Annotated in this window: 19 protein-coding genes and 1 tRNA gene; 7 read left to right on the top strand and 13 right to left on the bottom strand. The window is 66.6% G+C overall.

Annotated elements, in window-relative coordinates:
* Positions 1–90 precede the first annotated feature (90 nt).
* Positions 91–903, top strand: coding sequence for an HDOD domain-containing protein (locus tag RCF34_RS03985; RefSeq protein ID WP_308707006.1), 813 nt, complete (start codon positions 91–93; stop codon positions 901–903).
* Between the two features lie 73 nt (positions 904–976).
* On the opposite strand, the gene RCF34_RS03990 is transcribed toward RCF34_RS03985, so the two are convergent.
* The 13 genes from RCF34_RS03990 to aroC form a co-directional block, all read right to left on the bottom strand.
* Positions 977–1,066 (bottom strand) — tRNA-Ser (locus tag RCF34_RS03990).
* Positions 1,067–1,599: 533 nt separating this feature from the next.
* The gene (locus RCF34_RS03995; RefSeq protein WP_308707007.1) at positions 1,600–2,337 is read right to left on the bottom strand and encodes a proteasome-type protease; all 738 of its coding nucleotides are present in this window, start codon (positions 2,335–2,337) and stop codon (positions 1,600–1,602) included.
* A 98-nt stretch (positions 2,338–2,435) separates the two neighbouring features.
* Positions 2,436–3,245 (bottom strand): transglutaminase family protein, encoded by an 810-nt coding sequence (locus RCF34_RS04000; RefSeq protein ID WP_308707008.1) that lies wholly within the window; start codon positions 3,243–3,245, stop codon positions 2,436–2,438.
* Positions 3,242–4,195: an alpha-E domain-containing protein gene (locus RCF34_RS04005; protein ID WP_308707009.1), complete on the bottom strand. Its 954-nt coding sequence runs from the start codon at positions 4,193–4,195 to the stop codon at positions 3,242–3,244. Before RCF34_RS04005 ends, RCF34_RS04000 begins: the two co-directional genes overlap by 4 nt.
* Before the next feature lie 62 nt (positions 4,196–4,257).
* The gene (locus RCF34_RS04010) at positions 4,258–5,667 is read right to left on the bottom strand and encodes a circularly permuted type 2 ATP-grasp protein (RefSeq protein ID WP_308707010.1); all 1,410 of its coding nucleotides are present in this window, start codon (positions 5,665–5,667) and stop codon (positions 4,258–4,260) included.
* Between the two features lie 256 nt (positions 5,668–5,923).
* Positions 5,924–6,265, bottom strand: a complete 342-nt coding sequence (locus RCF34_RS04015) for a ribonuclease E inhibitor RraB (protein ID WP_308707011.1) — start codon at positions 6,263–6,265, stop codon at positions 5,924–5,926.
* Positions 6,266–6,369: 104 nt separating this feature from the next.
* A complete protein-coding gene (speE, locus tag RCF34_RS04020) occupies positions 6,370–7,221 on the bottom strand; it encodes a polyamine aminopropyltransferase (RefSeq protein ID WP_308707012.1) in 852 nt (283 codons plus the stop codon).
* A 96-nt stretch (positions 7,222–7,317) separates the two neighbouring features.
* A complete protein-coding gene (locus tag RCF34_RS04025; protein ID WP_308707520.1) occupies positions 7,318–7,530 on the bottom strand; it encodes a PLD nuclease N-terminal domain-containing protein in 213 nt (70 codons plus the stop codon).
* Positions 7,531–7,635: 105 nt separating this feature from the next.
* On the bottom strand, positions 7,636–8,322 hold the full coding sequence (gene mtnC / locus RCF34_RS04030; RefSeq protein WP_308707013.1) for an acireductone synthase: 687 nt from the start codon (positions 8,320–8,322) through the stop codon (positions 7,636–7,638).
* Complete coding sequence (locus RCF34_RS04035) at positions 8,319–8,870, bottom strand: acireductone dioxygenase (protein ID WP_308707014.1); 552 nt, start codon at positions 8,868–8,870, stop codon at positions 8,319–8,321. The genes mtnC and RCF34_RS04035 overlap by 4 nt, the downstream gene beginning before the upstream one ends.
* Positions 8,867–9,481 carry a methylthioribulose 1-phosphate dehydratase gene (locus RCF34_RS04040; RefSeq protein ID WP_308707015.1) on the bottom strand — a complete coding sequence of 205 codons (615 nt, stop codon included), beginning with the start codon at positions 9,479–9,481 and terminating at the stop codon, positions 8,867–8,869. The genes RCF34_RS04035 and RCF34_RS04040 overlap by 4 nt, the downstream gene beginning before the upstream one ends.
* Before the next feature lie 196 nt (positions 9,482–9,677).
* Positions 9,678–10,841: an MFS transporter gene (locus tag RCF34_RS04045; RefSeq protein WP_308707016.1), complete on the bottom strand. Its 1,164-nt coding sequence runs from the start codon at positions 10,839–10,841 to the stop codon at positions 9,678–9,680.
* 14 nt (positions 10,842–10,855) lie between these two features.
* A complete protein-coding gene (gene aroC, locus RCF34_RS04050) occupies positions 10,856–11,947 on the bottom strand; it encodes a chorismate synthase (protein WP_308707017.1) in 1,092 nt (363 codons plus the stop codon).
* Positions 11,948–12,082: 135 nt separating this feature from the next.
* Between aroC and RCF34_RS04055 the strand changes: the two genes are divergently transcribed.
* The 6 genes from RCF34_RS04055 (at position 12,083) to alaC (ending at position 19,801) form a co-directional block, all read left to right on the top strand.
* Positions 12,083–13,051: an alpha/beta fold hydrolase gene (locus RCF34_RS04055; RefSeq protein WP_308707018.1), complete on the top strand. Its 969-nt coding sequence runs from the start codon at positions 12,083–12,085 to the stop codon at positions 13,049–13,051.
* A 43-nt stretch (positions 13,052–13,094) separates the two neighbouring features.
* Positions 13,095–13,874, top strand: a complete 780-nt coding sequence (locus tag RCF34_RS04060) for a hypothetical protein (protein ID WP_308707019.1) — start codon at positions 13,095–13,097, stop codon at positions 13,872–13,874.
* Between the two features lie 145 nt (positions 13,875–14,019).
* The gene (locus RCF34_RS04065; RefSeq protein WP_308707020.1) at positions 14,020–16,401 is read left to right on the top strand and encodes a penicillin acylase family protein; all 2,382 of its coding nucleotides are present in this window, start codon (positions 14,020–14,022) and stop codon (positions 16,399–16,401) included.
* 244 nt (positions 16,402–16,645) lie between these two features.
* Positions 16,646–17,842, top strand: coding sequence for a CmpA/NrtA family ABC transporter substrate-binding protein (locus RCF34_RS04070; protein WP_308707021.1), 1,197 nt, complete (start codon positions 16,646–16,648; stop codon positions 17,840–17,842).
* An 11-nt stretch (positions 17,843–17,853) separates the two neighbouring features.
* Positions 17,854–18,426: an ANTAR domain-containing response regulator gene (locus RCF34_RS04075; RefSeq protein WP_144959282.1), complete on the top strand. Its 573-nt coding sequence runs from the start codon at positions 17,854–17,856 to the stop codon at positions 18,424–18,426.
* Positions 18,427–18,559: 133 nt separating this feature from the next.
* Positions 18,560–19,801 carry an alanine transaminase gene (gene alaC / locus RCF34_RS04080; protein ID WP_308707022.1) on the top strand — a complete coding sequence of 414 codons (1,242 nt, stop codon included), beginning with the start codon at positions 18,560–18,562 and terminating at the stop codon, positions 19,799–19,801.
* The last annotated feature ends 57 nt before the right edge of the window (positions 19,802–19,858 follow it).

Consider the following 19,858-nt stretch of genomic DNA (forward strand, 5'->3'; position numbering starts at 1 on the left):
ACCGATCGTCACATGACGACTACAGAAATCCGCGCAGACGTCCGATGACGAGGGTGTAAGGAGATGTAACCCTTTTCCGCGGAGACGCCCATGCAACTCGATACCCTCTTTGCCCAGCTGCACAACCTGCCCAACGTCCCCGAGGTGGCGCAGGTCCTGATCCGGCAGTTCGACGACCCCAACACCAGCATCGAAACCCTGTCGCGCACCGTGGCGCGCGATCCGGTCATCGCCGCCAAGGTACTGCGCCTGGCCAATTCGGCGCGCTTCCGCGGCGCCCGTGAATCCACCAGCATCGACGACGCCGCCCTGCGCCTGGGCTTCAACACCCTGCGCACCCTGGTGCTGGCCTCCGCCTTCGCCGGTGGCTTCAAGGCCGCGCCGGGCTTCGATCTGCAAGCCTTCTGGTACAACAGCTTTCTGGTCGCCAGCCTGTGCAAGCCCCTGGCCAAGCAGGCCGGCCTGGACCAGGAAACCGCCTTTACCTGCGGCATGCTCCACGACATCGGCGAATTGCTGATCCAGAGCGGCGCCCCCGAACTGGCTCCGAGCCTGGCCGGTCGCGCCACCGCCAGCAGCCATCGCGCCGCCGACGAGACCCTGCAACTGGGCTTCGGCTATCCGGAAGTGGGTGCCGAACTCGCCCGCCGCTGGCAGCTGCCCCAGGTGCTGCGCGACGCCATCGGTTACCAGGCCCGCCCGCTGCAGGCGCCGGAAGGCAATGGCTATGCGCTGATCGTGGCCCAGGCGGTCGCCGTGGCCGAGGTACTGCACGAGAATGCCGGCGACAGCAAGGTGCAGGACCTGAGCGGCCCGCTGTTCGCCAGCATCGATCTGGCCCAGCTGAGCGCGGTCCTGCCCAGTGCCCGGGATACCGCGGCGACCTTCGCTCAGGCGGCCTGATCCACGCATGGCCTGGCCAAATCGCAGGCAAGAAAAAACCCCTGGAGCTGGGCTCTCAGGGGTTCTCTTAATCTGGCGGTGAGGGAGGGATTCGAACCCTCGATAAGATTTCTCCTATACACACTTTCCAGGCGTGCTCCTTCAACCGCTCGGACACCTCACCAGATTTGCTCGGCGGCTGCATCTGCATCACCGAGGCGCGCAACTATAGGCAAAGGCGATTTCGATGGCAAGCTTTTTCTTCAATCGATTCATACATTTGCACTCGCGGCCGGGACGGACCTCCACCCTGCCCCGTTCACGGGATGACTGGTCAGTCGTCATGCTACCTCTCGTTGCCGCCTATGCCTCCGACCAACGGTAGCGTCGCAAGCATCCTTCTAATCGACTGAAAGCAAAGGATAAATCGGCTGATGCGACATTTTTGATAACCGGCTGGCCGGTCATCGCCACAAAACTGAAATTTATGTTCTATAGCTACTGGATAGTGCTCAAGCCTGCGGGTATCAGTAAAAGCATGCCTCTGTTGCGCGAGCGCTTCCCGCTGGAGACGTAAAGGCTCTTAACAGCTAACAATAAAGGCCCCGAGTCATGTTCAAGAATCCCGTCCCCAAGTGGCGTCAGGCGAGTTTCGTACTTATCGTCACCACCGTGGTATTGGTCATCCCCAATCTCTCGCGGTTCTTTGGCTGATCCCTAGCGCCAGTAATCCTCTGGTGCTGCCGGCAATGCCGCCAGCAGGTCACGCAGCCCCTCCCCCCAGCCCTTGCGCAAGGCCTGGAAGTAGGGATCGTGCTCATCGACCCGATGGGTACTGACCTGCGTCAGGCAATCTCGGGGATAGACCACCAGATCCAGCGGCAGGCCCACCGATAGGTTGCTGCGAATGGTGGCGTCGTAGGACAGCAGCGCGCAGCGCAGGGCTTCCTGCAGCGGCGTTGCGAAGGTCAGTGCCCGATCCAGGATCGGTTTGCCGTATTTGCTCTCGCCGATCTGGAAATAGGGCGTGTCCTCGGTGGCACTGATGAAGTTGCCGTGGGGATAGAGATTGAACAGCCCCGGCGCCGCGCCGCGGATCTGCCCGCCCAGGAGAAAGGAACAGCTCAGGTCCAGGCCATGACCACTGGGGGCGTCTTCGGCATCGCGTTGCAGTACCTCGCGCAGGGTCTGCCCCAGCAAGCGCGCAGCGTCGTAAAGGGTCGGCACCTCATGCAGGTTGTCCTGAGCGCTGTCCAGGCGCTGCCGCAGCAGGCTGATGACCGCCTGGGAGGTGGCCAGATTGCCCGCTGACTGGATGGCGATCAGGCGCTCACCCGGAATCTGGAACAGATGCAGCTTGCGAAAGGTGGCGATGTTGTCGACCCCGGCATTGGTACGGGAATCGGCGACGAACACCAGTCCGTCGTGCAGTTTCATGGCGACGCAATAGGTCATGCGAACCTCCAATGTTGGGACCGTCGGCGCCGCAGCCACGACGACAAAAAGAAAAGACGGCCAATGGCCGCCTTCTGGTCAGCTGTAGGCAGCGCTGATCATTGCTGTTGCTGCACCTGCTGCACCTGCTGCAAGGGCTCGACCAACACCTTGGCTTCCATGTGCTCCACCCCACCGCCCCGACGCATGCCACGTACTGGGCAGGCATCCAGATAGTCCAGGCCGATTGCCAGGCGCAGGTGCCGCTCGGGACGGGCCAGGCGATTGGTGACGTCGTAGCTGTACCAGGCGCCGTCATGCCAGGCTTCCGCCCAGGCGTGGCTGGAGAGGTGGGCGCTGTCGTCGGTGCACAGATAGCCGGACACATAGCGCGCCGGGATGCCCAGGCTACGGGCACAGGCCAGGAAGGCATGGGCATGGTCCTGGCAGACCCCGGCGCCCTTGGCGAAGGCGTCGGCGGCATTGCCGTCCACCGCGGTGGAGCCGGGCACATAGGTCATGCGCTCGTGCAGGCGCTCCATCAGCTGGATCAGGGTGTCGCGATCCCGCCGACCGTCGCAGACCTCGCGGGCGAAGGTGGTCAACGCCTCGTCGGCCTCGGTCAGCCGGGTCTGGCGCAGGAAGGGAAACGCAGACGCCTGGCAGGGTTCCGCCTCGAAGGTCTCGTCGATCTCCACCTGGCCGCTGGCGGTGATGGTGATGGCGTCGTGCGGGGTATCCAGGGTCAGCACATGGAGGATGTTGCCGAAGGGATCGCGCTGCGCCCGCGCCGGGCGTGGCAGGGCCAGCTCCCAGCCGAGGATCTTCTGCCGGGCATCGTCCTGGGGCGTGAGACGCAGATACTGGATGCTGGCGCGCACCTGATCGGCGTAGCGATACAGGGTTTCGTGATGGATCGCGAGTCTCATACGGTCTCCAGGTAAGCGGTGTTGATGGCGCTGCCGAGCTGACGGACATGGACGATGAAACCACCGATCCAGGCATGGAGCCCTTCCTCAAGCACCTCGTCGATGCTGGTGTAGCGCAGCCGCGCCTCCAGGCCCGCCGCCAGGCGCTTGGCCTCGCGACCGTTTTCGCCGGGCAGACTGGCCAGCACCCGGTGCAACTCGATCACGCAGGCCAGCAGCGAGCGCGGCAGGTCTTCCTGCAACAGCAGCAGCTCGGCGCCGTTGCGCACGTTGAGCGCATCACGGTAGAGCTCGGTGTAGGCCTCGAAGGCGCTCAGGGCGCGTAGCAGGGCACTCCACTGATAGAAACCGCGGGCGGAGGCATCGCTGATGGCTTCCGCCTCTTCTTCCCCCAGCACCTGGTAGCGGGCATCGAGCATGCGCAGGGTGTTGTCGGCGCGCTCGACGAAGGTGCCCAGGCGGATGAAGCGATAGGCGTCGTTTCGCATGATGGTGCCGACGGTGGCGCCGCGGAACAGGTGGGAACGCTCCTTGACCCATTCGCAGAACCGGCTGATGCCGAAGCGGATCAGGCCGGTGACGGCGATCTCGCGCATCTCCAGCCAGGTGGAGTTGACGTTCTCCCACATGTCGGCGGTGATGCGCCCACGCACCGCGTGGGCATTGCTGCGCGCGGCCTGCAGGCAGCAATAGATGCTGCCGGGGTTGCGCTCGTCGAGGGCGAAGAAGTGCAGCAGGCGCTCGGGATGCAGGGCCCCGTGCTGTTCCCGGTAATCATCCAGGGTGCCGGTGATGAGCAGCGGCATGGCCAGTTCATCCAGGCCTCCGCCCTGCCCGCTCTGCGGCATCATCGACAGCGAATAGCTGACGTCCAGCATCCGCGCGAGATTCTCGGCGCGCTCAAGGTTGCGGGACATCCAGTACAGATCGGCAGCGGTACGACTCAGCATGGTGGGGTCGCCTTTCAAAGGTCCTTGCGAGGCCGCCGTGGCGGCCACTGTTTCATGGCGATCTAGTCCTGGACCACCCAGGTGTCCTTGGTGCCGCCACCCTGGGAGGAATTGACCACCAGCGAGCCTTCGCGCAGGGCGACCCGGGTGAGGCCACCGGGCACCAGACGCGTCTTGCGCCCGGACAGCACGAAGGGCCGCAGGTCGATGTGCCGTGGTGCGATACCGTTCTCGACAAAGGTCGGGCACGTGGACAGCGACAGCGTCGGCTGGGCGATGTAGGCGCTGGGATTGGCCTTGAGCCGCGCGCGGAAGGCTTCGATCTCCATGCTGCTGGCGGAGGGGCCGACCAGCATGCCGTAGCCGCCGGAGCCATGGACTTCCTTGACCACCAGCTCGGGCAGGTTGGCCAGGACATGGGACAGCTCGTCCGGCTTGCGGCACTGCCAGGTGGGCACGTTGTAAAGGATGGGTTCTTCGCTGAGATAGAAGCGGATCATCTCCGGCACATAGGGATAGATCGACTTGTCGTCGGCCACCCCGGTGCCTATGGCATTGGCCAGGATGACGTTGCCGGCGCGATAGGCGGCGAGCAGGCCGGGCACACCGAGCATGGAGTCCGGATTGAAGGCCAGGGGGTCGAGGAAGGCGTCGTCCAGTCGACGATAGATGACATCTACCTTGCGGAAACCCGAGGTGGTGCGCATGAACACCTGTTCGTCGCGCACCAGCAGATCGGCCCCCTCTACCAGTTCCACGCCCATCTCGCGAGCCAGGAAGGCGTGTTCGAAGTAGGCACTGTTGAAACGCCCCGGGGTGAGGACCACCACGGTGGGGTTGTTGACCGGGGTAGAGCTGCGCAGGGTATCGAGGAGGATGTTCGGGTAGTGGTCGATGGGCGCGATGCGCTCCAGGGTGAACAGCTCGGGAAACAGCCGCATCATCATCTTGCGGTTCTCGAGCATGTAGGACACGCCGCTCGGGGTGCGCAGGTTGTCTTCCAGCACGTAGTAGGCGCCGTCGCCATCGCGCACCAGATCGACCCCGGCGATATGGGCGTAGATGCCATTGGGCAGGTCCAGCCCCTGCATGGCCAGCTGGTACTGGTCGTTGGCCAGCACCTGCTCGGCGGGGATGACCCCGGCCTTGATGATACGCTGGTCGTGATAGAGATCGTGGAGAAAGAGATTCAGCGCCTGGACGCGCTGGATGCAGCCGCGTTCGATGATCTGCCATTCGCTGGCGGGAATGGCGCGCGGCAAGGCGTCGAAGGGAATCAGGCGCTCCGTGCCCTGCTCGTCGCCATAGAGAGTGAAGGTGATCCCGGCGCGATGGAACAGCAAGTCGGCTTCACGCCGCCGCTGGGCCAGGAGTTCCGGGGGTGTCTCGCTCAGCCACTGGGCGTAGCGACCATAATGCGGTCGGCATCGTGCCTGGACGTCATACATCTCGTTATACAGTTGGCGGCTCATGCCGATCTCCTTGTCACCCACGGTGCAGCTTCGCAAGCCGCGTGCCAGCGCCGGGGCCCTGTAGATCAAGCCCTTGCATGGCCGCGAGGCGTGCGGTGCACCAAAGCCAGGCACGTAAGCGTGCACATGCACCGCAACGTTTCCGTCATGAGCCTAAGACGGTGCGCCAGGCGGAAAGTGCGATGATTGAGCGGCGGAGTGATTTCAGAAGAAGAGACGGACATCCCGGGCGGGATGCCGCCTCGAGGGGCGGGGATCAGGCGGAGCTGCGGCTGACTTCCTGGGTGACGCCCCAGCCATCGAGCTGACCACCCAGGGGCACCACGACGGCCTCGAGATCGCTCTCGAAATCGTCGATGGTGGCATGGGTGGCGAACATCACCTTGCTGACCTGCAGATGCCAGCCACCCTCTTCGTGGGGCATCACCTGGGTATTGAGGGATTCGCCATGAAACTGGTCCGCGGCGATGCGGGCCTTGCCTTCATCGGCGAAGATGGCGAAGAAGTCGATGGAATGGAAGCGGGCGAAGTCGAAGCCGCCCTCCTTCATCCGCTGCAGCAGGTTCAAGCTCACATCATCGGCAAACGACAAGGACATGGGACAACCCTCCTCTGGTTCGGATGATCTTCTCGCGGCGCTGTCGCTACCGACGCACCGCGAGTCGCGGCTGAGAACTCGAACGGTGCCGCGGCCGCCAGGGCTTACGCCTTGCCAATGGCCTCCAGCACGTATCGAGGTAGAGCAAAGGCAGCGGCATGCAGCTCCGGGGTGTAGTAACGGGTCTGGATGCCTGTATCACTGTAGCGCTGCGCCAGGGTTTCGGCATCTTGCCGACGCAAGGTCGTGTCCTTGCTGCCCCAGGCGAGGGTCATGACGCCCCCTATGTAGGTAGGCACCGCTGACAGATAAAAGTGCCAGTCGGCGAACAGCCCGGACAGGCGGCTGGCGGTGGTCTTGACCTCGTCCAGCTGCAGGAAGGGGGTACCGTTCTGGGCCACCATCACGCCGCCCTCGTTCAGGCAGCGATGGCAGGCCTGATAGAAGTTCTCCGAGAACAGTACCTCGGCCGGGCCGATGGGATCGGTCGAGTCGGAGATGATGACGTCGTAGCGCTCGGTGGTGTTGGCGACGAAGTTCATGCCGTCGTCGATCACCAGATTCAGTCGCGGATCGTCGAAGGCGCCCGCCGAGTGACCGGGGAAGTGCTCCTTGCACATCTCCACCACCGAACCGTCGATCTCGACCATGGTGATGTGCTCGACGCCCCGGTGCTTGGCCACTTCGCGCAGGATGCCGCCGTCGCCACCGCCGATGATGAGCACCCGCTTAGGCGCCGGATGGGCGAGCAGCGGCACCTGGGTGAGCATCTCGTGATAGATGAATTCGTCGGCCTCGGTGGTTTGGATGACGCCATCCAGCGCCATCACCTTGCCCAGCACGGCGTTCTGGAAGATCACCAGGTGCTGGTGCTCGGTACGCACCTCGTGGAGCAGGCGCTCGACGGTGAATCTCTGGCCATAGCCGTCGTAGAGGGTTTCCAGGTAGTCGCTCATGTCGATCTCCGCAGGTGGCGGGCCGAGACAGACAATGCCCGGCCAAAAGCCGGGCATTGTAAGAGCTGGATGTGACAGGCTCCAGCGTTGCGCTGGCTAGCCTTTGTGCGTAGGCGCGGTGGCCGATCGATTGCCGCGCGGACCGGCGGCGGCCCAGGCGATCAAACCGATCACCGGCAGCACGATGATAAGCACCGTCCAGACGATCTTGGCGTTGTGGGTGCTGTCACTGCGGATGACGTTGACGATGGCCCAGATGTCGAGCAGGAAGACGATGAAGCCCAGTACACCGCCGATGGTGGAATTGATCATGTCGCGACTCCCGTTGCGAGGACACAGGTCTCGTCACTTGGGACTGGCGATGGGGCCACCAAGTTCGGCCGGCTCGCTTGGCAGCGGCGCCGGACGCGGGCTTCAAGCGAAGGTCGCGAGATCGATGTCGGCGAAGGACGCCACGCACGGGTGGTCGCCCAGCTGGCCACCGGCACGCACCAGGCCGCAGGTCGGCAGACCGGCCTGGCGCGCGGCATCCAGCTCTTCCACCACATCGGAAAGGAACAGCAGTTCCGCCGGCGCGTGGGTGGTCGCCGAGGCGATGCGGGCATAGGACGCGGCCTCGCGCTTGCCGCCGGTCAGGGTATCGAAATACCCGGAAAACAAAGGCGTGAGATCGCCATGCTCGGAGCAGCCGAAGATCAGCTTCTGCGCCTGGATCGAGCCCGAGGAATAGACGTACAGCGGCAGTCCGGCGGCATGCCACTGGCGTAGGGCCTGGACGGCATCGGGATAGACGTGCCCCTTGAGGGTTCCGGCGCGGTAGCCCTGCTCCCACACCTGCCCCTGCAGGGCCTTGAGCGGCGTAGCCTTGCGGTCGGTGGCGATCCACTCCAGCAGGATGGCGATCACCCGCTCCACGTCGGCGTCCAGCTCGCCGGCTTCGGCGCGCACGGCGTCGAGTTGCTCGGCTACCGCCGGCGTTCCCGCATGGGCGCGCACAAGAGCCGGGAGGTGCTCGCGGGCATAGGGAAAGAGCACGTCGAAGACGAAGCTGACCGCGCTGGTGGTGCCCTCGATATCGGTGAGGATGGCCTTGATCGTCACGCCTCGACCTCCAGGCGCGGGAAGCGCTGGGCGATGTCCACGCCGGTGAAGTGGGCGACCCAGCCGTCGGGATTGTCGAACAGGCGGATGGCAACGAAGGATGGCGACTCGCTCATGTCGAACCAGTGCGGCGTACCGGCCGGCACCGAGATGAGGTCGTCCTTCTCGCAGAGCACGGCATAGACCTGGTCCTCGATGTGCAGGGTGAAGAGGCCCTGGCCGGCAACGAAGAAGCGCACCTCGTCCTCGTTGTGACGATGCTCTTCGAGGAACTTGGCGCGCAGTGCCTCCTTCTGCGGATGCTCGGGATGCATGCTGATGACGTCGATGGTCTGGTAGCCGCGCTCCTGGATAAGGCGATCGATCTCCGGCCGGTAGGCGGCGATTACCTCCTCCTGGCTGGCGCCGGGCGCCACCGGGGCGGTGGCCTGCCAGCGCTCGAAACGCACCCCGACCTCGGCCAGGGTGGCGGCGATGTGCTCGCCATCGCTGATCACCTTCAGCGGCTGGCGGGGTTCGGCATCGTGGTAGACGGTCAGTCGGCTCATGGACGCAGGCTCCGGGTCTTGAGTTCGCATTCGAAGAGGAATTCGAAGGCTTCCACGTGGCGCAGGGCATCGGCCATGCGCGGACCCCAAGTATAGAGGCCGTGTCCGCGGATCAGGTATCCCACGCAGTCGGGATGCACGTCCAGCCAGGTCTGCACCCTGTCGGCCAGGCGCGGGATCTCCTGGTCGTTGTCGAACACCGGGATCTCCACCCGCACGTCGTGGGTGGTCACGCCATGCAGGGCCTTCTGCAGCTCGTAACCGTCCAGCAGCAGGCGATCGCCTTCGAGCTGGCGCGAGAGCACCGTCGAGTTCACCGAATGGGTGTGCAGCACGGCGCCGATTTCCGGCTGCCAGCGATAGAGCTGGGTATGCAGCGCGGTCTCGGCCGAGGGCTTCTTGGCCTCCAGCGGCGTGCCGTCGAGATCGGTGGCGAGGACGTCGTCCAGCTCCAGCTGTCCCTTGTGCTTGCCGGACACGGTCAGCAGCAGGCGACTGTCGGACAGCCGTACCGAATAGTTGCTGCTGGTGGCCGGCGACCAGCCGCGGCCATAGAGGAAGCGACCGGCGTCGATGATTTCCCGGGCCAGTTGCTCACGCTGCTGGATCATGGAGGGTTCTCCTGGGTTCTGTAGGAAAAGTCGCCAAGCGACGGTCAGGCGAGGCGCAACGACCAAAGGGAGTAACAGCCAACGGCTGGCCCGAAGGGTGAGCGCCAGCGAATCAAAACGCTGAGGAAGCAGAGTTTACGAGAGGCGAATGAGCATTGCGACCGGGCTGGCGATCCAGGTGTTTTTCAACGAAGCATCACCGAGCGCAGGCACTTTTCGTACTGGACCTAATGGACAAGAGGATGAGGAAGGCCCCGGCCAGCGCCGCCAGGGAGGCGCCGGCAAAGGCGGCAAGGGCACCGGACACCTGCCAGGCATAGCCAGCATACAACGCGCCGAGCGCCCCGCCAGCCCCGGACAGGGCGGCGTAGAGGGACTGGGCCTGGCCCTGGCGGCGGCGGTCGAAATGGGACTGGACGAACTGGATGGCGGCGGCGTGGAAGCAGCCGAAGGTGGCCGCGTGCAGCAGCTGGGCGAACAGCAGCACCGCCAGGTGATCGGCCAGGGCGCCCAGCAGCAACCAGCGCCCGGCGGCGATGACAAAGGCGGCGACCAGCAGGGCATTGAGCGACAGTCGTGCCAGCAGTTGCGGCATCACCAGGAAGATCAGCACCTCGGCGACCACCCCCAGCGACCAGAGCTGGCCGATGACGCCACGGCCATAGCCGAGCTCTTCCAGGTGCAGGGTGAAGACCGTGTAGTAGGGACCGTGGGACAGCTGCATCAGCGCCGCGGCGATGAAGAAAGCCAGCACCCGTGGCCGGCGCAGGGTGGTCAGGAAGGGCTCGGCCGGCGCCTCGGGGCGCTGACCCGGATCGACCTTGACCCCCGGCACCGCCAGCGAGGCGAGCAGGATGATCGCCATCACCAGCAGCAGATAGGCCGGATAGAGATCCAGGCTGACGTATTCGAAGGCCCAGCCGAGCCCCGCCACCGCGGCGATGAAGCCGATCGAGCCCCAGAGCCGGATGCGCGCATAGCGCTGTGGCTGGTCGCGCAGGTGGGCCAGGGTGATGGCTTCGAATTGGGGCAGCACCGCATGCCAGAAGAAGGCATGCCCCGCCATGATCAGTGCCAGCCAGGCGAAGCCCTGGCCCAGGTAGATGCCGGAGAAACACAGCAGGGTGCAGGCGGCGCCCAGGCGGACGATGCTCAGCCGGCGGCCGGTGCGATCGGCCAGCCAGCCCCAGAGATTGGGCGCCAGCACCCGCATCAGCATGGGGATGGCCACCAGTTGGCCGATGGCGGTGCCGGAAAAGCCCAGGTGGTGGAAATACAGCCCCAGGTAGGGCGCCGTGGCTCCCAGCAGCGCGAAGTAGGCGAAGTAGAAGCCCGACAGGCGCCAATAGGGAACCGGCATGGTCTGCCCGATCGTCAGAGCTGGCGCAGGACGGGCGTACCGACCCGTACTTCGGCATTTTGCGCGCGGTGACGCAGCAGGTGATCCATCAGCACCAGGGCCATCATCGCCTCGGCGATGGGCGTGGCGCGGATGCCCACGCAGGGATCGTGGCGACCCTTGGTGATGATATCCACCGGATTGCCCTGGATGTCGATGGAGCGCCCCGGGGTGGTGATGCTGGAGGTGGCCTTCAGGGCCAGGTGGGCGACGAGGGGCTGACCGGAGGAGATGCCGCCCAGCACGCCACCGGCGTTGTTGGACAGGAAGCCCTCCGGGGTCAGCTCGTCACGGTGCTCGGTACCGCGCTGGGCGACGCTGGCGAAACCGGCGCCGATCTCGACGCCCTTCACCGCGTTGACGCTCATCAGCGCATAGGCCAGTTCGGCGTCGAGGCGGTCGAAGATCGGCTCGCCCAGCCCCGGCGGTACGCCGTCGGCGACCACGGTGATGCGCGCGCCCACCGAGTCCTGATCGCGGCGCAGCTGGTCCATGTAGGCTTCCAGCTCCGGTACCTTGCTCGGGTCGGGGCTGAAGAAGGCGTTCTCTTCCACGCTGTCCCAGGTCTTGAAGGGGATCTCGATCGGGCCCAGCTGGCTCATGTAGCCGCGCACCCGGATGCCCTGGGTGGCCAGGTACTTCTTGGCGATGGCACCGGCCGCCACGCGCATGGCGGTTTCCCGCGCCGAGCTGCGACCGCCGCCGCGGTAGTCGCGCAGGCCGTACTTGTGGTGGTAGGCGTAGTCGGCATGAGCCGGGCGGAACAGGTCCTTGATCGCCGAGTAGTCCTTGGACTTCTGGTCGGTGTTGCGGATCAGCAGGCCGATGGGGGTGCCGGTGGTGACGCCTTCGAAGACCCCGGAGAGGATCTCCACCTCGTCCGCTTCCTGACGCTGGGTGGTGTGGCGGCTGGTGCCAGGCTTGCGCCGATCCAGGTCGCGCTGCAGGTCGGCGATGTCCAGGGGCAGTCCGGGCGGGCAACCGTCGACGATGGCGACCAGCGCCGGGCCATGGCTTTCGCCGGCGGTGGTGACGGTGAACAGCGTGCCGAGGGTATTGCCGGACATGCGAGGGCTCCGCGCTACGGGTGAAAGGTATGGATGCAAAATGGGAATGGGCGATTTTACACGCGCCGTGGTCTTTTACACGGATTGTGTGCGGGATAGGCCCCCACACCCCAGCCCTCCGGTGCCCTCCTCGTCATGCGTCTGCTGTTCTCCCTGCTGCTGTGCCTCGCCCTGCCCGCCCTCGCCACGGCGGCCGATCCCGTCCTCTATCGTCCCGTCCAGCTCGACACCGGTAGCGGCGTGCTCAAGGGCAGCCTGATCCTGCCACGTAGCGAGCGGCCGCAACCGGTGGTGCTCTTCGTCTCTGGCTCCGGGCCCATCGATCGCAATGGCAACGGACCCGGCGCGCGCAACGCCGCCCTGCAGCGGCTGGCCGAGGCCCTGGGCCGGAAGCGGATCGCCAGCGTGCGCTTCGACAAGCGCGGCGTGGCCGAGAGCCGTAGCGCCGAACCGGACGAGAGCCACCTCAGCGTGGAGCGCTATGTCGACGACCTGGTCGGCTGGATCCGGCTGCTGCGCGCCGATCCACGCTTTTCCGCAGTGATCCTGCTCGGTCACAGCGAAGGCGCCCTGATCGCCAGCCTGACTGCCGACCGGGTGCCGGTCGCTGGCGTGGTGACCCTGGCCGGCAGCGGCCGTCCCATCGACGTGGTGCTGCGCCAACAGCTGGCGGGCAAGCTGTCGCCTGCCGGCCTGGCCAGCGCCCAGTGGATCATCGACCAGCTGCTGCGCGGCACGCCGGTACCCGAGGTGCCGAAGGAGCTGCTGGTGCTGTTCCGCCCCAGCGTCCAGCCCTATCTGATCTCACTGTTCCGCCAGGATCCGGCCAAGGCCTTTGCCGGTATCCACGCCCCGGCGCTGATCGTCCAGGGCACCCATGACATCCAGGTGGAGGTCGACGATGCCCGGGCGCTGCAGCGAGCCAAACCGGATGCCGAGCTGACGATCATTCCCGGCATGAACCACATGCTGCGCATCGCCCCGGCCGACTTCCAGGCGCAACTGTCCACCTACGATGATCCCAACCTGCCCCTGGCCCGCGCGCTGGTCGAGCGTGTGGCCGCCTTCATCGAGCGCTCAGGTTCCCCGCGCGCCGGCCGATAAGCCAGCAAAGGCGCCCAGGAGGCGCGCCCGCTGGAGCCCGTCCGTGGAAACCCCCGATCAAGCATCACTGGCCGTCGAAGCCGCACCCAACGAGCCCCATCCCTGGGCCAGCCTGCCGCCGGAGCGCTTTCAGCTGCTGCGGCTGATGCCCCAGCCGGCGGATCGTCGGGTCGGAGTGCGCCCGCTGCGCTTCGTGCAACTCGGCCTGGTCGAGCGCCATGGCGACGAGGAAAGCCTGCTGCGGCTGACGGTGCAGATTCCCGGTCAGCTGCTGCACCGCGAGGTGAACGTGCTGGAGGTCTGGGTCGATCATCGCCAAGGCGAAATCCGCCTGGGTCCCGAACGGGGCCTGCAGATCGAGCCGGAAGAACGCGGCCTGGGACGCTTCCTGCTGGCGCGGGCCGCCGCCTGGGCGCGCCTGCGCTGGAGTCACTACCGGGTGCAGGACCTGCCCCTGGCGCGCCGCGACGCCCTCGACGAAGACAGCCGCAAACGCCGCGACCACGTGCTTGGCGCCCAAGGCTTCACCGTGGAGACCGCCGCGGATGACGAGCGTCAGCAGCTCTGCCGGGCAGCCCGGGTCAGCCAGCTGCGGGAGGACTGGAACGCCGACAAGGTCCAGCTGCTGTCGCTGCTGGATGGCGCCACCCTGCTGGAGCAGTGCGACCGCGTGATCGACGAGCGCGATGCCAGTCTGCGCCAGCTGGAGGACCGCATCGCCCTCTATCGCCGTGATGACATCTCCCTGCGTTTCGCCATCGGCTGCCTGGCGGTGTTCTGCCTGTTCCAGGCCGCGCTGCTGATCTGGATGGCGCTGCGCTGATCGGCCTGGTGCCGCGCCAGGCGCCCCTGCCGACGACCTGTCGGCAGCGCCCAGGCGCCACCCCTCGCGCGAGGCTTGCTCCCCTGCCGGACCCTGCTAACGTAGCCACCCGTTCGCATCCATCCGCCCGGAGTGTCCGCTGTTCATGGTCTCGCCTCTCCTGTTTCGCCCGCGCGCGCCCCTGCGTCTCGCTACCCTCGGCCTGCTGATCGCCCTTGCCGGCTGCCAGTACCTCGGCGAAGAGCAGCCGACCCGCAGCCAGCCGCAACTCAAGGGCAGCCTGCCGCTGCGCGGCCTGGCGCAGACTGTCTCGGTGCGCCGCAATGCCGACGGCCAGCCACTGATCGAGACCACCACCTTCCACGATGCCCTGTTCGCCCTCGGCTACGTCCACGCCAGCGAACGCCTGGCGCAGATGGTCGAGCTGCGCCTGCTGGCCCAGGGTCGGCTGGCCGAGGCCTACGGCGAAAGCCGCCTGGACAGCGACAGGTTCATGCGCGCCGTGGACCTGCGCAAGGCCGCCCAGGTGGCCTACGGCAACGCCTCGCCGCGGATGAAGACCTTCTTCGAGGTCTATGCCCGGGGTGTCAACGCCTACCTCTACCGCGCCGGCGAACGGGTCGCGCTGGATGGCCACGAGTACCGCGCCGAATACTGGAAGCCCGAAGACAGCGCCCTGCTCTTCGAGCTACTGAACTTCGCCCAGGCGGTGGACCTGCGCAAGGAAACCGCGGCGCTGGCCCTGGCCGCCCAGGTCGGTCCCGAGCGCCTGGCCTGGCTCTTGCCCACCTACCCGGACGAGCCCCTGCCGGAAGAGGAGACCGTCAAGCTGCGCGGCCTGAATCTGCGTGGCCAGCTGCCCGGACTGGAGGCCCTGCTGCAGGTCCAGCGGCAACTGGCGGAGCATGCGCCCTTCGGCGGCCCCACCGGTACCGCCTGGGCCGCCACCCCGGGGCATACCCGCGGCGGCCGTAGCCTGCTCGCGGTGGACAAGGTCAGTGCCGTCGACGGCCAGTCGCCCTTTACCCTGGTGACCCTGAGGGCGCCGCGCTTCGAGGCCGTGGGCACTACCCTGCCCGGCCTGCCGCTACTGCTCGACGGCTACAACGGCAAGCTGGCCTGGGGCGCCGCCACCCTGATGGGCGACAGCCAGGATCTCTACCTCGAACGTCTGCAACGCCAGGGTGGTCGCCTGCAGGTGCAGAGTGGCGGCCAGTGGCAGCCAGCCGGCGAGCGGGTGGAGACCTTTTTCGTCCGCGGTGAAAAACCGCGTCGCCACACCCTCTATACCAGTCCGCGCGGTCCGCTGCTGAATCTGGCTCTGGCCCCGGACGCCAACGGCTACGGCCTGGCCCTGCGCAGCAGCCGCCTGGAAGCCGACAAGAGCCTGGACGCCCTCTTCGACCTCTCCCGCGCCAAGGACGTGGAGCGCGCCTTCGAACTGGCCCGCGAGCTGCGGGCCAGTGACTGGAATCTGGTATTCGCCGATGCCGAGCACATCGGCTGGCAGGTGACCGGCCGTTATCCCAATCGCCGCAGCGGCCTGGGGCTGCTGCCCTCGCCCGGCTGGGACGAGCGCTACGCCTGGGATGGCTACGCCGATCCCATGCTGCACCCCTACGACCAGGATCCGGCCCAGGGCTGGCTGGGCGCCGCCAACCAGCGCGTGGTGCCACGTGGCTACGGCATGCAGCTGTCCAGCAACTGGTCGGGCCCCGAGCGCCAGGAGCGCCTGGCGCAACTGGCCGGGCGCCCGGCGCACCTCGACACCCGCGACGCCATGGCCCTGCAGCAGGACCAGACCACCACCCTGGCCGCCAAGCTCAGGACCCAGCTCGACGCCCCCGGCTTCGCCGCCCCGCTGCGCCAGGCCATCGCCGCCCTGCCGACCGCCCAGCGCCAGCAGGCGGAAGAGGCCCGGCGGCGTCTGCTGGCCTTCGACGGCCGCCTGACCGCCGGCTCCGGTGACGCGGCGCTCTACGAAGCCTTCCTCCAGGCCCTGGCCGAACAGACCTTCGCCGACGAACTCGGCGGCACCAAGAGTTCGGCCTGGCAGGCCTTCACCACCCTCAGCGACACCGGTTACAACGCCATCGTCGATCACCTCCTGGCGCGCGACGACAGCCCCTACTGGGATGACGTCAGCACCAGCGCCCATGAAGACAAGCCGGCGATCTTCGCCCGCGCCCTGGCCGGGGCCATCGCGACTTGCGAAGTCAGGCTGGGCAGCGATCGCGCCAGCTGGCAGTGGGGCCGCCTGCACCGCCAGGACGGCGCCGCCAGCGGGGGCGACGGCTCGACCCTGGACCTGACCGCCAGCCACTGGGGCGGTAACGATCAGGCCTGGCTGGCACCGGCGCTGCGTCTGGTGGTGGACTTCGGCCTGGCCGAACCCCTGCAGGCGAGCCAGGTCGGCACCCCGGGCAAGGGCTGGACCCGCGGGCAATACCGGAGCCTGCCGCTGCAGCCGCAGAACCTGGAGCGCGTCTATGGGCGCGACCGCCTGTTGCTGATCCCGCAGAAGTAGTCCTGCCGCTGGCAACCCGCGACTTGGCGCGGGTTTTGCCCCGCTTCTGACAGACCTCAGCCGGCGTCGCCCTTTTCCGCCGCGCCGCGGACCGCTGCAGAGGCGCTGTCCGGCCGGTGCCTTAGCAGTGAAAGCGCCCGGTGATGGTGCCGTGCTTGTCACCATAATGGTGCAGGCCCTAGTCGAGACGCCCATAGCGGTGCACAAAGAGGCATCCTGGCGTCTGTCAGCCGCCGGAGACACCATGCCTGCCCAGCCTTCCCCCCATGCCGCGCACCTTTGGGTCGCGGGTTCGGATGCCCCGGAAAAGCCGGAGCTCAACCTGGGCTTCCTGCCCCTGAGCGATGCCGCTTCGCTGATCGTGGCGGCGACCCAGGGCTTCGGCGAACCCCATGGCCTGACGCTCAATCTGCACCGCCAGCCCTCCTGGTCGGCGCTGCGCGACAACCTGCTCAATGGCCAGCTCGATGCCGCGCATTGCCTCTACGGCCTGGTCTATGGGGCGCACCTTGGCCTGGGCGGCGCACCCGCCACACCAATGGCGGTGCTCATGAGCCTGGCGCAGAACGGCCAGAGCCTCAATCTGGCGCGCAACCTGACCCGGGAAGGCGTCCAGGACACGGCCTCCCTGGTCGAGCGGATCCGCCAGCCGGGCGCTGGGCCACTGACCCTGGCCCACACCTTTCCCACCGGCACCCATATCTTCTGGCTCTACTACTGGCTGGCGGCCCAGGGCATCCATCCCCTGCAGGACGTGCGCACCGCTCTGGTACCGCCGCCGCAAATGCCCGAGCACCTGGCCGCCGGCCGGGTCGACGGCTTCTGCGTCGGCGAGCCCTGGGGCGCCCTGGCCGTGGCGCGCGGCCAGGGCTTCACCCTGACCACCACCCAGGCCATCTGGCCGGACCACCCGGAAAAGGTGCTGGCCTGCACCGGCCATTTCGCCGAGCGCTATCCCAACACCGCCCGGGCGCTGATCCGCACCCTGCTCGACGCCAGTCGCTTCATCGAGGAGAGTCGCGAGAATCGCCTGGGCACCGCCCAGCTGATCAGCGGCGCCGACTATGTGGACACCGACCCCGCGCTGCTCGCCCAGCGCTTTCTCGGTCACTACGAAGATGGCCTCGATGGCCACTGGGAAGACCGGCACCCCCTGGCCTTCCATCGCCAGGGCGCGGTCAATCCGCCCTATCTCTCCGATGGCCTCTGGTTTCTCACCCAGTTCCGCCGCTGGGGCCTGCTGCGCGAGGATCCGGACTACCTGGCCGTGGCTCAGTCCGTGCAATGCACCGAGCTGTATCAGGAGGCCGCTACCGGCCAGGGTCTGGCGGTGCCGCCGACCCGGCGCAGCAGCACCCTGTTCGACGGTCGCATCTGGGACGGCAGCGATCCGGCCGGTTACGCCCGCAGCTTCGCCATTCACGCGCTCAGCGATCACTAGGGAGAACGACCTTGCGCATCTTGCTCATCGACGACACCCCCAAGCAGGTCGGCCGTCTCAAGGCCGCGCTGATCGAAGCCGGTTTCGAGGTCATCGAGGAGTCCGGCCTGACCATCGACCTGCCCGCGCGCATCGAGGCCCTGCGTCCGGACGTCATCCTGTTCGACACCCAATCACCCGGTCGCGATGTCATGGAACAGGTCTGCCTGGTGACCCGCGACCGGCCACGCCCCATCGTCATGTTCACCGACGAGCACGATCCGGCGGTGATGCGCCGGGCCATCCAGTCCGGGGTCAGCGCCTACATCGTCGAGGGCATCCAGACCAGCCGCCTGCAGGCCATCATCGACGTGGCTCGCGCCCGCTTCGAGACCGACCAGGCCCTGCGCGCCGAACTCCAGGCCCGCGAGCAGCAGTTGCTGGAGCGCAGGAAGGTCGACCAGGCCAAGGGCCTGCTGATGAAGATGCGTGGCTGCAGCGAAGACGAGGCCTACACCCTGATGCGCCGCCAGGCCATGAGCAAGCAGCAGAAGCTGATCCAGGTGGCCGACCAGATCATCGCCATGAGCGAATTGCTCGGCTGAGACAGGCCGCGCGGACCAGTCCGATTTTTTCCTCGACAAGCGCAGCGACCTGCGGCTAATGTCCGCCGCAGGTCACCTCCTGTGACCCACGTCGCTCGGACGGTTCCGGGCGCTTACGTACTTCGAGGAACGCATGACTGACTCCAGTCCCGTGCGCCGCTTTGCGCGCATCGATCGCCTGCCCCCCTACGTCTTCAACATCACCGCCGAACTCAAGATGGCCGCGCGCCGTCGCGGTGAGGACATCATCGACCTGTCCATGGGCAATCCCGATGGCCCTACCCCGCCGCACATCGTCGCGAAGCTCTGCCAGGTCGCCCAGCGCGAAGACACCCACGGCTATTCCAGCTCCAAGGGCATTCCGCGCCTGAGACGCGCCATCTCCCACTGGTACCGCGACCGCTACCAGGTGCAGATCGATGCCGACAGCGAAGCCATCGTCACCATCGGCTCCAAGGAAGGCCTGGCGCACCTGATGCTGGCCACCCTGGATGCCGGCGACACCGTGCTGGTGCCCAACCCGAGTTATCCGATCCACATCTACGGTGCGGTGATCGCTGGCGCCCAGGTGCGTTCGGTGCCCCTGGTGCAAGGCATGGACTTCTTCGCCGAACTGGAGCGGGCCATCCGCGAAAGCATTCCCAAGCCGAAGATGATGATCCTCGGCTTCCCTTCCAACCCCACCGCCCAGTGCGTGGAGCTGGACTTCTTCGAGCGCGTGGTGGAACTGGCCAAGCGCTACAACGTGCTGGTGGTGCACGACCTGGCCTATGCCGACATCGTCTTCGACGGCTGGCAGGCGCCCTCCATCATGCAGGTGCCCGGCGCCAAGGACATCGCGGTGGAATTCTTCACCCTGTCCAAGAGCTACAACATGGCCGGCTGGCGGATCGGCTTCATGGTCGGCAATCCCGAGCTGGTCGCCGCCCTGGCGCGGATCAAGAGCTACCACGACTACGGCACCTTCACCCCGCTGCAAGTGGCGGCCATCGCCGCCCTGGAAGGCGACCAGCAGTGCGTGCGCGACATCGCCCGGCAGTACCAGCAGCGCCGGGACGTGCTGGTGCGCGGCCTGCATGAAGCCGGCTGGATGGTGGAGAATCCCAAGGCCTCGATGTACGTCTGGGCCAAGATTCCCGAGCCCTACGCCCAGCTGGGTTCGCTGGAATTCGCCAAGAAGCTCCTCGCCGAGGCCAAGGTCTGCGTCTCGCCGGGGCTGGGCTTCGGTGACTATGGCGATGACCACGTGCGCTTCGCCCTGATCGAGAACCAGGACCGCATCCGCCAGGCGGTACGCGGCATCAAGCAGATGTTCCGTGCCGACGGCCTGTTGCCCAAGGCGACCGTGCGTAAAACGGGGGTCGAACCGGCCTGAGCCCTCGCCGCGTCGTCGACCGGCGGCGCGGCGAATCCTTGCCGGTTCTGGTGTTCC

The organism is Pseudomonas sp. 102515, assembly GCF_031085165.1.
Lineage (GTDB): Bacteria > Pseudomonadota > Gammaproteobacteria > Pseudomonadales > Pseudomonadaceae > Chryseomonas.

Excerpts from the sequence above, each read along its gene's own strand:
- RCF34_RS03985 (WP_308707006.1), top strand. The coding sequence starts at position 91 with ATGCAACTCGATACCCTCTTTGCCCAGCTGCACAACCTGCCCAACGTC.
- RCF34_RS03995 (WP_308707007.1), bottom strand. The coding sequence starts at position 2,337 with ATGACCTATTGCGTCGCCATGAAACTGCACGACGGACTGGTGTTCGTC.
- RCF34_RS04000 (WP_308707008.1), bottom strand. The coding sequence starts at position 3,245 with ATGAGACTCGCGATCCATCACGAAACCCTGTATCGCTACGCCGATCAG.
- RCF34_RS04005 (WP_308707009.1), bottom strand. The coding sequence starts at position 4,195 with ATGCTGAGTCGTACCGCTGCCGATCTGTACTGGATGTCCCGCAACCTT.
- RCF34_RS04010 (WP_308707010.1), bottom strand. The coding sequence starts at position 5,667 with ATGAGCCGCCAACTGTATAACGAGATGTATGACGTCCAGGCACGATGC.
- RCF34_RS04015 (WP_308707011.1), bottom strand. The coding sequence starts at position 6,265 with ATGTCCTTGTCGTTTGCCGATGATGTGAGCTTGAACCTGCTGCAGCGG.
- speE (WP_308707012.1), bottom strand. The coding sequence starts at position 7,221 with ATGAGCGACTACCTGGAAACCCTCTACGACGGCTATGGCCAGAGATTC.
- RCF34_RS04035 (WP_308707014.1), bottom strand. The coding sequence starts at position 8,870 with ATGAGCCGACTGACCGTCTACCACGATGCCGAACCCCGCCAGCCGCTG.
- RCF34_RS04040 (WP_308707015.1), bottom strand. The coding sequence starts at position 9,481 with ATGATCCAGCAGCGTGAGCAACTGGCCCGGGAAATCATCGACGCCGGT.
- RCF34_RS04045 (WP_308707016.1), bottom strand. The coding sequence starts at position 10,841 with ATGCCGGTTCCCTATTGGCGCCTGTCGGGCTTCTACTTCGCCTACTTC.
- aroC (WP_308707017.1), bottom strand. The coding sequence starts at position 11,947 with ATGTCCGGCAATACCCTCGGCACGCTGTTCACCGTCACCACCGCCGGC.
- RCF34_RS04055 (WP_308707018.1), top strand. The coding sequence starts at position 12,083 with ATGCGTCTGCTGTTCTCCCTGCTGCTGTGCCTCGCCCTGCCCGCCCTC.
- RCF34_RS04065 (WP_308707020.1), top strand. The coding sequence starts at position 14,020 with ATGGTCTCGCCTCTCCTGTTTCGCCCGCGCGCGCCCCTGCGTCTCGCT.
- RCF34_RS04070 (WP_308707021.1), top strand. The coding sequence starts at position 16,646 with ATGCCTGCCCAGCCTTCCCCCCATGCCGCGCACCTTTGGGTCGCGGGT.
- alaC (WP_308707022.1), top strand. The coding sequence starts at position 18,560 with ATGACTGACTCCAGTCCCGTGCGCCGCTTTGCGCGCATCGATCGCCTG.